Here is a 14,977-nt window from a genome sequence, read left to right on the forward strand (position 1 = left end):
AACGGACGCGACCGCTTCGACACGCGTGACGCACAAGACGCGAAATTGCAGCCGACCTGCACGTTAGCGACGTGACGATAGCCGCAAGACTGCAACTGACCGGCTCATAACCCAGAGGTCGCAGGTTCGAATCCTGTCCCCGCTACCAGTTGAAACGGCCCCCGGAGATCACTCCGGGGGCCGTTCTCATGCGCTGGGCAAGCCACTCGGAATCGTCGAGGGGCGTGGTCTATTACGCCGCCCGCGCGTCCGGGCCGAGTCAGTTCACCAGGTCCAGGGCCGCTCGGACGATGCCGTCGGTGTCGATGCCGTGGTACGCGTACACCGCGTCGAGGGATCCCACCTGTCCGAATCTGCTGACGCCGAGCGACATGACCGGGACCCGATTGATGGTTGCCAGGAATGTCAGCGTGTGCGGGTGTCCGTCGAGGACAGTGACCATGGGGGCGGCACGGTCGGCGGGAAGGATCTGGTCGAGGATCCAGGACGGACCGCCGTCGAGCCCGCGGCGTGCCTGCAGCGCCTCGTAGAGCAGTCCCGGACTGGTGACGCACACGACGTCGGCGGCGACGCCGAGTCGCGTCAACCGTTCTGCGGCGGAGATCGTTTCGGTGACCATGGCGCCCATGGCGACCAGGGTGACGGCTGGTTCACCCTCGTCGGTCCTGAGAGCGTAGCCGCCGGCGACGACGTGGCGCCGACGGCGTTCTCGCGCAGCGGGATCGGTGGGGAGGTCGGCGAGTTCTTGCCGAACCGGCCTGGTGGACAGTCGAAGGTAAGACGAGGTGCCGTCGGGACGGCCCAGCCGTGACAGGCAATCCATCAGCGCCCATTCGACTTCCACCGCGAATGCGGGTTCGAAGCTGACGCATCCAGGTTGCTCGAGACCAATGGACGGGGTCTTGATCGATTGATGTGCGCCGCCTTCGGCGGCCAAGCTGACCCCCGACGGGGTACCGACCAGAATCGACTGGCCGCCGGCATAGATGCCGTAGGACCAGGGTTCAAGCGCTCGTTCCACGAACGGGTCGTAGAGCACGCCGATCGGGAACAGCGGCTGACCCCAGCGGCTCCAGGTGGCGCCGAGTTCGGAGATCAGGCCGACGAGATTGGTCTCCGCGATGCCGAGCTCCATGTGTTGCCCGGTGGGGTTCTCCCGCCAGTGCATGATCGTTTCGCGGTCGTCGTCGAACCAATTGCGCCGTTCGTCGGTGGACCAGATCCCTACCTTGTTGAGCCAGCCGGCGAGGTTGGTCGACGAACTGACGTCGGGGCTGACCGTGACGATGCGTCGGGCCACCTCCGGTGCGTCTCGGCTGAGGTCGAGGAGGGCGCGGCCGAGGGCTGCCTGGGTGGTCGTCACCGCGGGTGGGGTGCGGCCCAGGTCGGGGGGCACCGCAGGCGGCGGCACCGACACCGGGGTATCTCTGTGCAGCCGTGCGGCGGAGGCCGCGCACAGACGGCCCGCAGGGCTGTCCACGTCGAAGGTGGTCCACGGCCGGGTGATGTCCTTACCGAGGGTCGTGGCAAGGTCGCCGTACTGCTCGTCGGTCAACAGCGACGAGTGGTTCTGCGGATGCCCGATGGTGGGCAGGCCGTAACCTTTGATCGTGTAAGCGATGATGATCGTCGGACGGGTGTCGTCGATCTGAGCGAACGCCTCGCGCAGTGCATCCAGGTCGTGGCCGCCGAGATTGCGAATCGCCGCGATCAACGTGGCGTCATCCAACTCATCCGCGAGCGTCCGTATCTGCTCGGCGTCGGTCCCACTGCCGGGCAGTCGCTCCCGCAGTTCGGCTGCGGGGCAACGCAAGAGGCGTTGATACTCGGGGTTGGGCATGTCCAGGATTCGGCGGCGCAAAGCGCCTCCACCGGAGCGGGCGAACAGCTCCTCGAGCAGCCTGCCGAACCGGACGGTGACGACCTGCCAGCCGGCGGCACAAAACATCGACTCCAGCCGTCCTGCCGCGATGTTGGGGACGACGCGATCCAGGGATTGGCGGTTCATGTCGACGATCCAGACGATCTCACCGAGATGCTGCACCGAGGGGTCCAGGATGGCCTCCCACACCGCGCCCTCGTCGAGTTCGGCGTCACCGACCAATGAGTACTGGCGACCGGCCCCGGAGTCGGCAAGGGTGGTTCCGACGTAGCGGCGGGCGATGGCGCCCCAGATGGGGGCGGTGGCACCGATCCCGACCGAGCCGGTGGAGTAGTCGACGGGGTCGGGGTCCTTCGATCGGCTCGGATAGCTTTGCAAACCGCCGAACTCCCGCAGGGTGGTCAAGTACTTCTCGTCGAGTTCACCCAGGAGGTAGTTCACGGCGTGGAGCACGGGGGAGGCGTGTGGTTTGACCGAGACACGGTCTTCGGGTCGGAGGTGCTCGAACCACAGCGACGTCATGATGGAGACCATCGATGCCGAGGAGGCCTGATGCCCACCGACTTTCAGGCCGGTCGGGTTGGGTCGGACACGGTTGGCGTGGTGCACGATCGCCGTGGACAGCCACAGCGTCGCGTCGTGGATCTGCGCCAGCGCTTCGCGACGCGCGTCCGTTGGTAGTGGCGGCGTCGGCTCCGTACGGGTCATGACTGCTCCTGGTGGCGGGCCGTGAGCTTTCCGATCGTAGTACGTTCGGCGGCACCCGTACGGTCGATGACCGTTTCAGTAGGCATGTGTCACAATGTCTTCCAGGTGATTGTGCGTTTGTTGGCCCGCTGCCTAGTGCCCGGACGAGTCCCCGCGCCCCGCTTGAGCAACTCGGACTCCTCCTCGCCACCGCGCAGACGTTCCAGTAGGTAGTCCGGGTCGACGTTGACGCCGATCGGGTTGTCGGCGAATTCCCGGCTGTTGAAGTAGTCGGCGGTCTCTTGGGCCGTCGTGAAGTTCTCGACCTGGAACTCCAGCCGTATCCCCTCGGGGTCCTCGTAGTAGAGGCTGGTGGTGGGTCCGTGGTTGATGGACCACACGGGTTCGATCCCGGCTGACGTCAGTCGCTCATAGGTCAGGAGTAGGTGTTTCAGCGAGGGGAAGGTGAACGCAAGGTGGTCGATCCCGTAGGTCTTACGCCGAAACCGAGCCAACGGGAAGGCGTGCCGCAGCGGTGCTGGGAGTTTGACCAATGCCAGCCGATGGCTTTCGTGGTCCCAGGTGAGGAAGGCGATCTGGTCGTCCTCGTGCACGATCCGCGCGCCGAAGACGTGTCCGTACCAGTCGATCATCTCGGCGCTGCGGGCGGTCTTGACCACCCAGTGGGCGATGAAGGCGGGCACCACTCGGTCGGGCAGCCGATCCAGGTCGGGCGCCGAAGATCCGGTGCCGGTCTCCTCCGAGTCCGACGGTTGCAGTGGGCTGGGCGTCGCGCTCAAGGGCGGTCTCCTTTCGATGGTGCTGAGATGAGGGTCCGTTGGGTCCCGAGGTCGAGGGAACCGCTGCGATTGCGGATGGAGGCGTTGATGAGGTCACCGGGCTGCAGATACGGCTTGCCCTTGTTGATCTTGATGAACGATGCCCACAGTTTGTCCTCGGGGAGCAGCGCGGTGGCCAGCCGGCGCACCAGCGGCGGCGGGGAAGTGGCCACACATCCGTGCGGGGTACCGGTGAGCAGGAGGTCTCCGGGGCTGATATCGCAGAACTCGGTCAACTCGGTGATCGTCTCCGCAGGGCGGTAGAGCATGTTGGCGGTGTTGTCGCGTTGGCGCGGCGAGCCGTTGACGTCGAGCCGCAAATCGAGGTCGTCGAGCAGCGTGAAGTCGTCGGGTTCGAGTACGGCCAGCACCGGGCCGGTGGGACAGAAGCCCCGGTAGCTCTTGCCCTTCAGGAATTGGCCCTGGGGGAGTTGCACGTCGCGCGCGGACAGGTCGTTGGCGATGGTGACGCCGAAAACGTATTCGTGCAGGGTGTCCGGGGTGATCATGGTCGGCGAGTTGACGGCTCTGCGCATGATCAGCGCCAGTTCGATCTCGTGGTCCAGGAGCGCGACGTGGGCCGGACGGGTGACCGCAGCGTTCGGCCCGGTGATGGCGGCGTCGGTTTTGTCGAAGAACAGGTTGAACGCGCGTTCGTCGGGATTCATCCCGGATTCGATGGCGTGTTGGCGGTAATTCGCTCCTTGGCACATCACCCGGCAAGGGGTGGTGACCGGTGACAGCGGCTCGACGTCGGTGAACGCGAGGTCACCGGGTGTGGCTGCGGCGGCGCGCCAATCGGATTCGCCGTGCTCGATCAGGTCGGCGGTGCGGTCGTAGTTCCCGTCGAGAGCAGAGATGGCTCCGTCGGCGAGGACCCCCCACCCGACTCGTTGGTGGTGGCGGTAGCGAATGAGGTGGGTGACCACCGAAACTCCTCTGGTCGGTGAAGAACAGGACTCTTCAGGTGAAGACCGTGTGGCCATGCCACTGCGTGGTTCACGGCCCAGGATCAGGCCACGCACGTCGTACCCGCCGGCAATGCCGTTGACTGACGGTCATTGACTTACGATGGACAAGCGCCGCTGCGTCGCAGTAGCCGAGCGTTCGAAGTCGAAGGGGGGCAGCATGGCGACGAGCAAACCCACCGCGCGAGCCCGGCAAGCTGTGGAGACCCGCAAACGGATCGTTACCGCCGCGGTCGGGATCTTCTCCGAACAGACCTACGACGACGTTGCCGTCAGCGACATCGCGAAGGCCGCCGGTGTCGCGCATGGGCTGCTGTTTCACTACTTTGGAAGCAAGCGCGGAATCTATCTGGAGGCGATGCGCGGAGCAGCGGAAGAACTCGAGGTCGCCTTCGCCTTCGAGCCTGACCTGCCACCCGCAGAACAGATCCGCCACGCGATGGCCTCGCACCTGCGCTACCTCGCCACCCATCGTGGTCTTGCCCTCCGCTTGATCCTGGGTGGCCGCGGCGCGGATCCGGCGGCATGGGAGGTGTTCGAGGCAGCCCGATGGCGAGCTGTCGAAGCGACCGCCGAACTCTTCGGCGTCGATCCCCGACGTCCGGCCGTGCGCATGGCGGGGCGGGCCGCCGTCAGCGCCATGGACGAAGCCACCATCTTCTGGTTGAACAACGAGCAGCCCTTCGCCGAAGACGACATGGTCGACTGGATGGTGAGAATGACCGCGTCGATCGTTCGCGAGGCGACCCGCCTCGACCCCGCAATGGGGGTCGAGGGCGCATTGAACGAGGTCGACGCGCAGTCCTCGACGTAGACCACCGGCGCGGGGCGTTCTCATGCTCCGGTGACGACGTCGGCAAGCTTCTCCAGCGAGGCGTTGAGTTCCTTGCGGAACGCGCGCTCGACCACCTTGCCGAGCGGTCCGAATAGGACTGAACTCGAGAAATCGATGTGCAGGGTGACCACGCAACGGTCGCCGGGATGATCGTCCACCGTAAACCTGAGCACCACAGACGATCCCGTGCTGCCCTTGCCCGACAGGGATACGAACCCGGGGTTGCGGACGTCGTCGGTGGTGAAGTCGATGGTGTCGACGATGCCCTTGACCTTCACGACGTCGACGAGGCGCGTTCCCTTGACGAGTTCAGCGGGCGGTTCCTCGTCCCACCTCAGGTGCAAGGTGTTCCAGTCGGCGAACCGCCGCGGGTTGGACACCACGGACCAGACGTGCGTCTGCGAGGCATCGATCTCTCGCGACGTGGTGATCTCAGGCATCGCCCGCCTTTCTCGGTAGCCGGTCGGGGGTGCGCATCAGAGGATGGCGGTAATGTGATCGGTCTTTCCCAGCAGCGCCTTTCCGTAGGTCTCCATCGAGACCTGGGGCAGCATCACCGCGTGCCGCTGTCCGACGTTGGAGTCGCGCCAGATGCGCTGCATGGGGTTGACATCCGCGAAACTGCCAGCGCCGCAGGCATTGAGCAGGGTGTTAATGGCGGAGTTGATGCTCGTCAACGCCACGGCGGAGTCTGCGCGCATCCGGGCGCGCGCGGCGAAATCGGGGTAGACGCCTTGGGCGGCGTACCCCTCCACGTCGTCGGCGGCGCGGTAGGCATGCAGGTGTGCGGTTTCGATCTTCGACGCGGCGTCGGCCACCAGCAGCTGGAAGGCCACAGAATCGGCTTGATGTTCGATGTTCGTGTAGGCCAGGGCCTTGGCGGAGGCCTTCGTCACGGTGATGCCGAGCGCGGCGCGGCCCAATCCGAGCTGGGGGCCGACCAGGACGAGTACCAGCATCGAGGCGAATGCCGCCCGGTAGAAGGGGTTGTCCGGGTACTGCTCCAGGTACCCGCCGGAGACGACCGGCAGCATGGAGCTGAGCCGGTGGTCGGGCACGAACACCTCTTCGGCGACGATGGTGTTGCTTCCCGAGGCGCGCATCCCGGCGACGTACCAGGTGTCCTTGATCTGGACGTCGGCGATGGGCATGACGACCATCGCCTGGTCGATTTCGTCGCCGTCTCCGTCGACCTCCCATACGCCGCCGGAGACCCAGTCGGCGTGCAGGCTCGCCGAGGAGTACGGCCACTGTCCATTGATGACGTAGCCGCCGGCCACCTTGCGTGCTGTGCCACCGGGGGACACCACTCCCGAGAGGATGGTGTCGGGTCCGTTCGCGTATATTTCGGCGACGACAGCTTCGTCATAGAGACACGTTGACCACGCGTTGATGTTGGAAAGCGTGGTCACCCAAGAGGTTCCGCCGTCGGCCTCGGCAATGAGGGCCGATAGGTCGAGCATGGCACGCAGCCCCGCCTCGAGTCCGCCGAAGCGACGCGGCGCCGCGAGTCGGAAAGCGCCGGCGTCCTGCAGTGCGGCGATGACCTTGTTGGAGACCTTGCGGTCGCGCTCGTTTTGAGCCGAGTGTTCGCGAATCAACGGTTGCAGCGCCCGCACCCGGTCGAGGACGTCGGCGGCGGTTTCGGTGGTCGTGGCGTCGAGGGTGGTCATTCGTTTCTCCTCATGGTCGGGGGCGTGGTGCCGGGGTCGTGTGGGCTACCTGGCGAGCTGTCGGAACACCGGATCGTGGAACACCAGGGGCCGCAGGTCCTGGTGGACGCGCATCTGTTCTGCGCGTGAGGCCATTGCGGGCTCCGATTCGTCGGCGACTTCGCTCGACCCTACGATTCGGTTGACTTCATGTCAATGACAAAGAATCACTCAATGTAGGATTCGGTATCGACGGCGGCCTCGCGCGGCTGGCAGGCGACGGTGGAGTCGATGCGGTAGTGCTCGGTGCCGACGCCCTCGATGCGCCGGTTCACTGTCTGCCCTGAGTCCCGAGATGCCTTGCGGAGCAGCACTAGTCATGTCCCGGTGGCGGCTGCTCGGACTAAGTCGCCGTCGGGGGTACAGGTGACCGTGGGGTCGTCTGAGTGGCAGCCCTCGGGTGTGATCACGCTCGGCGGATGTGCAGCAGCCGGTCGGAGAATGTTCTGGCCGACGATCGGCCGGCGGCGTGGTCTCAAGCGCGGTGGCACGGCACAGCGGCATGGCGCCGCGCCGCGCCGAGTGTGGACGTCAGCCGATGAGGGGGGTTCGCGTCGCTGTCATGTCGGTCAGCGCATCTTGCATCGCTGCTTGGACGCGGGCTGCGTACTCGTCGGCATTCTCGCCGTCGGATGCCGACATGGCGGGTAGTACGCGAGTGACGAGCTTGGTGGGCAGCGGAAGGTAGGGCAGCAACCCGACGGCGCCGACGCTGATGCCCCAGGGAAGAGAAACGCTGATCGGGGCCGACTTGAGACGAAGGAGCTTGTCGAGCCGGAGCGCCCGAGCCAAGCGTTCCCCGCTGGAAATCACGAACAGAGACTCGCCGGCGCCGGCGGTGACGATGGGGACTATGGGAACACCCGCTTCGATGGCCAACCGGGCGAACCCGGCGCGACCGTCGAATTTGATGACATTACGGTCGTCCCACGACTTGGCAGAGTCGATGTCACCCCCGGGGAACACGGCGACGTGGTCACCCCGCGCGAATGCCTCTTGCGCGGATTGCTGGTTGGCCGGCCGCGCCCCGATTAGTTCTATCAGGCTGCCGACTCTCAGCGTCCAGGCCAGCTGGTGAGTGAGGATGGTTACTTCGCGCTCCAGTGCCAGCTGTTCCAGCGTGGCTACCACCGCAAAGACGTTGAGGTCGAAGATCCCGCCAAATCCGTGATTCGCCACGAAGAGAACGGGGTCGTCTGGAGTCGTCCCCTCGGAGGTCACCTCGAGGCGGTTGTATCGACGGACGAACTCGATGGCGATGCGCCGAAAGGCGAAGGCCGCGCCGCTGATCAGGTCACTGGGGGTGTCCGCGGCGCTGGTGTCCGCCTCGGCGCCCTCCTCGATTGCTGCCAGGAGTGCATCGGCAAGTCTCTCAACGTCGTTGTGGTCCTGGGAGTCTGTGCCGGGCATGGGACCTTTCAATCGTTTCCGTCCGTCGCGCTACCCAGATGATGCCGCATCGATCGCGAACCGGATGCGCCTTGGCCGAAAGTCTCATCGACCGGACTTCGCGCTTGCCCATCAGTGACGTCGAGGCTCTCGCGTATCAAGACTCGATGAAGGTGAGCAGGTCGGCGTTGATGGTGTCGGCGTGGGTCGTGGGCATGCCGTGGGGGAAGTCGTCGTAGGTGATCAGGGTCGCGTTCTGTAGTAGCTCTGCGGACTTCGGGCCGGCAGCGACGTAGGGCACGATCTGATCATCTCTGCTGTGGATCACCAGGGTGGGGATAGTGATCTTCTTCAGGTCCTCGGTGAAGTCGGTTTGAGAGAAGGCGACGATGCCGTCGTAGTGGGCTTTGGCGCCGCCCATCATGCCTTGACGCCACCAGTTCGCGATGACGGCTTCGACGGGTTCCACACCGTCGCGGTTGAATCCGTAGAAGGGCCCGGAGGCCAGCTCGCGGTAGAACGTGGACCTATTGGCGGCCAATTGTGCTTGCAGGTCGTCGAACACGGATTTGGGTAGGCCGTCCGGGTTGGCGTCGGTGCGCACCATCAGAGGGGGTACCGCAGAGATGAGTGCGGCCTTCGATGCGCGGGACTCGCCGTGGCGGCCCAGGAAGCGGGTGACTTCGCCCCCGCCGGTGGAGTGTCCGATGTGAATGACGTCGTGCAGGTCGAGGTGCTCGACGACGGCGAGCAGGTCGTCGGCGTAGTGGTCTGCGTCGTGGCCGTCGGCGCCTTGGCTCGAGCGGCCGTGTCCTCGGCGGTCGGCGGCGATCACGCGGTAGCCCCGGGCCAGGAAGAACAGCATCTGGTTGTCCCAGTCATCAGACGAGAGGGGCCAGCCGTGGCTGAACACGATGGGCTGGCCCGATCCCCAATCCTTGTAGAAGATCTCGACGCCGTGGGAGGTGGTGATTGTGGGCATGGTGCATCCTTCTTGGTTGACGAGATTGACGAGTGCTTTTCGGATGAGTTGAAGGTCACGTCAGGCGGGTAAATTCAGCGGTCGCAGGGTGGGTGGACATGGCCTTGACGATTTCCTCGGTGGATACCACGGCGTGGGCGAGGAATCCGAAGTTGATGAGAGCCGCTTGGTAACCGTCGCCGCGGGCGGGGTGCCGGGGTCCGGCGGTGGCGTCGCGCACCACGGCGACCTCGAAGCCGTTCTCGAGCAGGTCCCGAAGATGTGATTCCACGCAGATGTTCGCGAGCATGCCGCACAGGATCACTTTGGAGACGGCTCGTTTGCGTAGCTGCAGGACGAGGTCGTTGCTTGCGGGGCTCCACACTTTGTGAGGGCTGGCAACGACGGTTTTCCGGTCCTCGATGTAAGGCTTGAAGTCGTCGAGCCAATCGGCTCCGGAACCCGTGAATCCGTCCAGGGTGAGCGCGCCGGTACGGGCAAATGTGCTGCTGCCGAACTCATCTGCTTCCAATGGTCCGTTGAACAGCCAGGTGCTGTCGGTGGGGTAGAAGTAGTGCGGAGAGACGAACACGCCGAAGTCGGAATTCTTGGCCGCGTCGAGAATGTCCAGCAGATGCTGCACTGTGTGGTTCTCGGTCACGCTGGCGCCCACGCTGTCCCAGTTCTTTCCGTGCGGGCTCAGGACATCGTTCTGCGGGTCGATGATGACGACCGCGGTGTCACTGTTGTGAATTTTCATGTGACGGTTCCTTATTGGTTCCGGAGTGAGAGGGATGGGTCAGAAGGGGCGCTTTTATGGGTGTGTGCCTGGGCGGCCTTGATGCTGAGTTGGATGGCGATCGCGATCAGCAGCACGGCGAACGAGACCGCAGAGACCGCGGGAGGGAGTGCGACAGCCACGTACACCGCGGGCACCGATGTCGCGGCCGCTGTCACACCGAGGATCAGCCCGGCGCGGATGTCGACCGAACTGCTGCCGTGGCGGTTGCTCATGGTGCCCGCCAGGCTGGTCGGAATACTGACGAGCAGCGCGGTGCCCTTGGCGACAGCGTCGCTCAGAGCGAAAACCGATCCCAGCACGGGCACAGAGATGATGGCGCCACCGATGCCGAACAAGCCTGACGCGATGCCGGTCAGGACGCCGAGACCCAGGTAGCCGGCGGCGGCCAAAGGTGAAAACGCCAGTGCGTGAGTGGGTTCGGGGGCGGCGACCAGCAGGTGGGCAGCGACGAGGAGGAGGAACGCGATGAACATCCATCGCAGCCACGTCAAGGGGAGCCGGCGCAAGAGGCGGCTACCGAGGATGGCACCGCCGATCGCGCCCACCGAGATCAACGCCACGGCCGCGATGTCGACGTCGACATGGACCAGGTAGGTCGCTGAACTCACCACGGCCGTTGGGATGATGGCCACCAGCGACGTGGCGGCGGCTCGGCGTTGATCCATAGCCGCCCGCCACACCAGCAGCGGCACCATCACGATGGCGCCGCCGACCGCGAACAGCCCCGAGAGCACCCCGCCGACCGCACCGGTGAGGATCAGGGCGGCCCATGCGGTTCGGACGGCCGCGGCGCCGGAGGGGGCCGTGCTGGTCATCGAAGCTGTGGTCACTGGGTTCTCCTGCGCACTGGTGGGGATGTCGCTTCGAAGCGTGCGCGCCGTGCCGGTGCGGAAAAAGGGCCAATCCGTTCAGGCACTGATCGGCTGGACCGATCAATGACGGCCGCGATCCACACAACGGCTTCCAGGTGAAGGCGGCCTCCAGGCAAGTCAGCCGCGGTGACGCAGATGCCCGGGTTCGAGGTGCCATCCCGGTGGAACGGCCGTCGCCAGGGCCAGCCGGACGAAGCGGGCGACCGCGGCGGTCTGGGTTCGTTCCGGGCTCCACTGCAGGGTGTAGGGAACCCGCAGTGCGGGAATCAGCGGGCGGGCAGTGGTTTCCGGCGGCGTTCCCAACGACGCGGGGAGCAGTACCCACGTCGCCTCGGGCTGGTTCGCCCAGCCTGATGCCGACAGGTCGGTGGCCTCGAGGGTCACCACCGGCGGGGACACACCCGCCGAGTCAAGGGCTTGACGCAGGGCCAGGGCCAGAGCGGGGAACAGGCTGTCGCTCGGCACCGCGAGTCGCTTCTGCGCCAGATCGTCGAGCATCACCTCGGCCCTATCGGCGAGGTGGTGGTCCTGCCGCAAGCCCACCAGGAGAGGCTCACTGCAGAAGACCGTGTTTACGACTCCTGGCGTGTCCGGTAGTCGAGCGCACGTGATCGCCACGTCGATGGTGCCCTCGGCGAGTGCCCTGGTGAGGTCGGGCAGCCACATCCGTTGCACGGCCACAGTGACGTCGGGCAGGTGCTCGCCGGCGGCACCGAGCAGGTGCGGGGCCAGCACGGGCGCCACCGGTGGGGTGATCGCCAGCCGGACTGTGCCGGTGTCGCCCTGGGCGGTGCGCCGCACGGCGGCCCCGGCGGCGGCGACTTCGTCGAGGATGACCTTGGCCCGCCCTAGCAGTTCTTGCCCGGCGCCAGTCAAGGCGACTTTGCGGGTGGTACGAGTCAGCAGCGGGGCGCCGAGTTCGCGTTCCAGCCGGCGGATCAGATCACTGAGCGTCGGCTGACCGATGCGCAGTCGCTCGGCCGCACGCCCGAAGTGAAGCTCGATGGCCACTGCGACGAACGCTTCGAGCTGCCGCAGCTCCATGCATCCAGAGGGTAGTGCGTGCTGGTCGGGTCAGCAGTGCATTGATCGCCCTGGTCGATCAGTGTGTTGGCGGACCGGCCCTTTTTCCACCAGTACGCGCCCCCGCACGATGAGTTCGACGCCCCAACTCGGCGTCCCAGCCATCGAAAGAGAGTCGCCATGACCAGCTCCGCACCTGTGACCCCAGCGACAACTCCCGTGGGGCGCCAGCTCGAAGGGAAGACAGCTCTGGTGACCGGAGGAAACTCCGGCATCGGACTGGCCACCGCTCAGCGCTTGGCGGCCGAGGGCGCCCATGTCTTTCTCACCGGCCGCAATCAGGAGACGATCGACGCCGCGGTTGCGACGATCGGTGACAGCGCAACGGGCATCCGCGCCGACGTGTCGAGCGTCGATGACCTGGCCACTGTCGCCGACGCCATCGCGGCTCGCGGACACGGCCTCGACATTCTGTTCGCCAACGCGGGCGGTGGAGAGTTCACCCCGCTCGGGGAGATCTCCGCCGAGCAGTTCAGCTCGGTGTTTCTCACCAACGTCGGTGGCACCCTGTTCACCGTGCAGACGATGCTGCCGCTGCTCAACCCCGGTGCGTCGATCGTGCTGACCGGATCCACCGCGGCGTACAACGGAACGCCGGCGTTCAGCATCTATGCCGCGACCAAAGCAGCGATCCGCTCGTTCGGGCGGACCTGGGCCACTGAACTGATCCCCCGCGGTATCCGGGTCAACACCGTCATTCCCGGTCCGATCGAAACACCCGGACTCACGGGGCTGGCCCCAGCTGGACAGGGACAGCAGCTTCTCGACGGTGAAGCGGCCAGGATCCCGATGGGCCGCGTGGGCCGCCCCGAGGAACTCGCCGCCGCGGTGCTCTTCCTGGCCTCAGACCAGAGCAGTTTCATCACCGGTACGGAACTCTTCGTCGACGGCGGACAGTCCGATCTGAAGATGCCGTCCCAGATCGCGGCCCCACCGCAGTGACGAGCAGACCCCGACGTCACAGTCGCAGGCTGCTTGTCGGCTCGCATGCCGCAGGTGGCCCATGAGAACGGGTTTGATGCTCCCTCTCAGGTCGCCGGTTCGAATCCCGTCCCCGCTACCAGTAGAGACGGCCCTCGGACATCACTCCGGGGGCCGTCTTCGTGCGCGGCTGTTCGAGAATCGTCCAACTCTCCATTCGGCTACATACCATTCAGCGAGTTCGGCACACTGTCTCTTCTATGACGTCACCGAGGATTTCGTCGGCGAGCTGGTCGACGCTGATCCCTGGGTTGCGCCCGCTCCTGGATTATCAGCGTGGTTGGCTGCGGGGCGACATACTCGCCGGCGTCACCGTGGCTGCCTATCTCGTTCCGCAGGTGATGGCCTACGCGACGGTTGCGGGCCTCCCCGCCGTAGCCGGCCTCTGGGCGGCGCTGGTGCCATTGGCCGTGTATGCGTTCCTCGGGTCGTCACGGCAGCTGTCGGTAGGACCGGAATCCACGACCGCCCTCATGACGGCCACCGCGCTGGCGCCGCTGGTGGTGGGCGACCCCGCCCGATATGCCGTGCTCGCGGCGGTGATGGCAGTCCTGGTCGGCGGGTTCTGCCTGCTTGGCGGATTGTTGCGGTTGGGCTTTCTGGCTGACCTGTTGTCGCGGCCGGTACTGATCGGCTACATGACCGGGGTGGCGGTCATCATGATCGGCGGACAGCTGGGCAAGGTGACCGGTGTGCCCGTCGAGGGCGCCGAATTCGTGGATCAGGTACGGAGTTTCGTCACCGGCGCCGCTGGCGCCCACTGGCCGACCGTCGTACTCGCCACGGCCGTGCTGGTGATGCTGCTGGCGATCGGGCGGGTGGCGCCGAAGTTCCCCGGCGCGTTGGTCGCTGTCCTGTCCGCGACCGCTGCGGTGGTGGTCTTCGCGCTCGAATCCCGGGGGATCCGCGTCGTCGGCGAGATACCGGCGGGCCTGCCGACGCCGAGTGTGCCTGTGATTCCCGCCGCGGATCTGCTGGCGATGCTCGTTCCCGCGGCTGGAATCGCGGTGGTGGCGTTCTCCGACAACGCGCTGACTGCCCGCACTTTCGCGGCGCGCAAGGGCGAGAGCATCGACGCTAACGCTGAACTTCGAGCTCTGGGGATCTGCAATGTGGCAACCGGTTTGACGCACGGCTTCCCGGTCAGCTCGAGCGGCAGCCGTACTGCTCTCGGGGACGCGGTCGGCAGCCGGACCCAGGTGTATTCACTGGTCGCGCTGGCCTCCGTGGTCGCGGTGATGTTCTTCGGACGCCGCCTCCTGGAGAACTTCCCGACCGCGGCCCTGGGCGCGTTGGTCGTGTTCGCCGCGCTCCGGCTCATCGATGTCGCAGAGTTCCGCAGGCTCGGCAGATTCCGCCGCAGCGAACTGCTGCTGGCGCTGGCCACCACCGCAGCCGTACTCGGGTTCGGCGTGCTTTATGGCGTGCTGGTGGCCATCGCGCTGTCTATCCTCGACCTCCTTCGGCGGGTGGCCCGGCCGCATGACGGCGTCCTCGGGCTGGTGCCGGGTGTGGCAGGGATGCACGATCTCGACGACTATCCCGACGCGAAACCGGTGCCCGGACTCATGGTCTACCGGTATGACGCGCCGCTGTTCTTCGCCAACGCCGAGGATTTCCGTGAACGCGCCCTTGCGGCGGTTGCGGAGAATGCGGAGGGCGTGGGTCCGATCGAATGGTTCGTGCTCAATGCCGAAGCCAATGTCGAAGTGGATCTCACCGCGGTCGATGCACTTGACCAGCTGCGTCGCGATCTCGAGGCACGCGGCATCGTCTTCGCGATGGCCCGGGTGAAGCAGGACCTGCGTGAACTTCTCGACGCCGCTGGGTTGGTCGAGAAGATCGGGGAGGACCGCATCTTCATGACCCTGCCGACGGCAGTCGAAGCCTTCCGTGATCGCGCTACTGCACGGCCGCCGGATCTGTGATCGGTTCTGCGGCGCAGGTCGCATGGCTGCTGATCGTC

At 65.8% G+C, this 14,977-nt stretch carries 14 protein-coding genes; 4 read left to right on the forward strand and 10 right to left on the reverse strand.

The features are described from left to right. Positions 1-259: 259 nt before the first annotated feature. From O6P37_RS19885 to O6P37_RS19895, 3 genes are all read right to left on the reverse strand, one after another. The gene (locus O6P37_RS19885; protein WP_269895699.1) at positions 260-2,590 is read right to left on the reverse strand and encodes a transketolase-like TK C-terminal-containing protein; all 2,331 of its coding nucleotides are present in this window, start codon (positions 2,588-2,590) and stop codon (positions 260-262) included. Between the two features lie 89 nt (positions 2,591-2,679). Continuing rightward, the gene (locus tag O6P37_RS19890) at positions 2,680-3,369 is read right to left on the reverse strand and encodes a VOC family protein (protein ID WP_269895700.1); all 690 of its coding nucleotides are present in this window, start codon (positions 3,367-3,369) and stop codon (positions 2,680-2,682) included. After that, complete coding sequence (locus O6P37_RS19895) at positions 3,366-4,337, reverse strand: fumarylacetoacetate hydrolase family protein (protein WP_269895701.1); 972 nt, start codon at positions 4,335-4,337, stop codon at positions 3,366-3,368. The genes O6P37_RS19890 and O6P37_RS19895 overlap by 4 nt, the downstream gene beginning before the upstream one ends. 199 nt (positions 4,338-4,536) lie before the next feature. Between O6P37_RS19895 and O6P37_RS19900 the strand changes: the two genes are divergently transcribed. Continuing rightward, positions 4,537-5,190 (forward strand): TetR/AcrR family transcriptional regulator, encoded by a 654-nt coding sequence (locus O6P37_RS19900; protein WP_269895702.1) that lies wholly within the window; start codon positions 4,537-4,539, stop codon positions 5,188-5,190. Positions 5,191-5,210: 20 nt separating this feature from the next. On the opposite strand, the gene O6P37_RS19905 is transcribed toward O6P37_RS19900, so the two are convergent. From O6P37_RS19905 to O6P37_RS19930, 6 genes are all read right to left on the reverse strand, one after another. Beyond that, a complete protein-coding gene (locus O6P37_RS19905; protein ID WP_269895703.1) occupies positions 5,211-5,651 on the reverse strand; it encodes a type II toxin-antitoxin system Rv0910 family toxin in 441 nt (146 codons plus the stop codon). Positions 5,652-5,687: 36 nt separating this feature from the next. Beyond that, complete coding sequence (locus O6P37_RS19910; protein ID WP_269895704.1) at positions 5,688-6,884, reverse strand: acyl-CoA dehydrogenase family protein; 1,197 nt, start codon at positions 6,882-6,884, stop codon at positions 5,688-5,690. Positions 6,885-7,454: 570 nt separating this feature from the next. Then, on the reverse strand, positions 7,455-8,333 hold the full coding sequence (locus O6P37_RS19915) for a 1-acyl-sn-glycerol-3-phosphate acyltransferase (RefSeq protein WP_269895705.1): 879 nt from the start codon (positions 8,331-8,333) through the stop codon (positions 7,455-7,457). Between the two features lie 136 nt (positions 8,334-8,469). Continuing rightward, positions 8,470-9,294 carry an alpha/beta fold hydrolase gene (locus tag O6P37_RS19920; protein ID WP_269895706.1) on the reverse strand — a complete coding sequence of 275 codons (825 nt, stop codon included), beginning with the start codon at positions 9,292-9,294 and terminating at the stop codon, positions 8,470-8,472. Positions 9,295-9,349: 55 nt separating this feature from the next. Continuing rightward, positions 9,350-10,033, reverse strand: coding sequence for a cysteine hydrolase (locus O6P37_RS19925; RefSeq protein ID WP_269895707.1), 684 nt, complete (start codon positions 10,031-10,033; stop codon positions 9,350-9,352). An 11-nt stretch (positions 10,034-10,044) separates the two neighbouring features. Continuing rightward, positions 10,045-10,890, reverse strand: coding sequence for a sulfite exporter TauE/SafE family protein (locus tag O6P37_RS19930; RefSeq protein WP_269895708.1), 846 nt, complete (start codon positions 10,888-10,890; stop codon positions 10,045-10,047). On the opposite strand from O6P37_RS19930, the gene O6P37_RS19935 reads away from it, so the two are divergent. Next, positions 10,880-11,014: a hypothetical protein gene (locus O6P37_RS19935; protein ID WP_269895709.1), complete on the forward strand. Its 135-nt coding sequence runs from the start codon at positions 10,880-10,882 to the stop codon at positions 11,012-11,014. The genes O6P37_RS19930 and O6P37_RS19935 overlap by 11 nt on opposite strands. Before the next feature lie 50 nt (positions 11,015-11,064). Here the strand turns inward: O6P37_RS19935 and O6P37_RS19940 are convergent, their stop codons facing one another. Next, positions 11,065-11,991: a LysR family transcriptional regulator gene (locus O6P37_RS19940; protein WP_269895710.1), complete on the reverse strand. Its 927-nt coding sequence runs from the start codon at positions 11,989-11,991 to the stop codon at positions 11,065-11,067. Positions 11,992-12,150: 159 nt separating this feature from the next. Between O6P37_RS19940 and O6P37_RS19945 the strand changes: the two genes are divergently transcribed. Further along, the gene (locus O6P37_RS19945; protein ID WP_408633217.1) at positions 12,151-12,972 is read left to right on the forward strand and encodes an SDR family oxidoreductase; all 822 of its coding nucleotides are present in this window, start codon (positions 12,151-12,153) and stop codon (positions 12,970-12,972) included. Positions 12,973-13,211: 239 nt separating this feature from the next. Continuing rightward, a complete protein-coding gene (locus O6P37_RS19950) occupies positions 13,212-14,939 on the forward strand; it encodes a SulP family inorganic anion transporter (protein WP_269895868.1) in 1,728 nt (575 codons plus the stop codon). Positions 14,940-14,977 lie beyond the last annotated feature (38 nt).

Source organism: Mycobacterium hippophais, from assembly GCF_027529605.1.
GTDB classification, from domain to species: Bacteria; Actinomycetota; Actinomycetes; order Mycobacteriales; family Mycobacteriaceae; genus Mycobacterium; species Mycobacterium arseniciresistens.

Coding starts and splice junctions, on each gene's coding strand:
- O6P37_RS19885 (WP_269895699.1), bottom strand. CDS start 2,590: ATGACCCGTACGGAGCCGACGCCGCCACTACCAACGGACGCGCGTCGC.
- O6P37_RS19900 (WP_269895702.1), top strand. CDS start 4,537: ATGGCGACGAGCAAACCCACCGCGCGAGCCCGGCAAGCTGTGGAGACC.
- O6P37_RS19905 (WP_269895703.1), bottom strand. CDS start 5,651: ATGCCTGAGATCACCACGTCGCGAGAGATCGATGCCTCGCAGACGCAC.
- O6P37_RS19910 (WP_269895704.1), bottom strand. CDS start 6,884: ATGACCACCCTCGACGCCACGACCACCGAAACCGCCGCCGACGTCCTC.
- O6P37_RS19915 (WP_269895705.1), bottom strand. CDS start 8,333: ATGCCCGGCACAGACTCCCAGGACCACAACGACGTTGAGAGACTTGCC.
- O6P37_RS19920 (WP_269895706.1), bottom strand. CDS start 9,294: ATGCCCACAATCACCACCTCCCACGGCGTCGAGATCTTCTACAAGGAT.
- O6P37_RS19925 (WP_269895707.1), bottom strand. CDS start 10,033: ATGAAAATTCACAACAGTGACACCGCGGTCGTCATCATCGACCCGCAG.
- O6P37_RS19930 (WP_269895708.1), bottom strand. CDS start 10,890: ATGACCAGCACGGCCCCCTCCGGCGCCGCGGCCGTCCGAACCGCATGG.
- O6P37_RS19940 (WP_269895710.1), bottom strand. CDS start 11,991: ATGGAGCTGCGGCAGCTCGAAGCGTTCGTCGCAGTGGCCATCGAGCTT.
- O6P37_RS19945 (WP_408633217.1), top strand. CDS start 12,151: ATGACCAGCTCCGCACCTGTGACCCCAGCGACAACTCCCGTGGGGCGC.
- O6P37_RS19950 (WP_269895868.1), top strand. CDS start 13,212: ATGACGTCACCGAGGATTTCGTCGGCGAGCTGGTCGACGCTGATCCCT.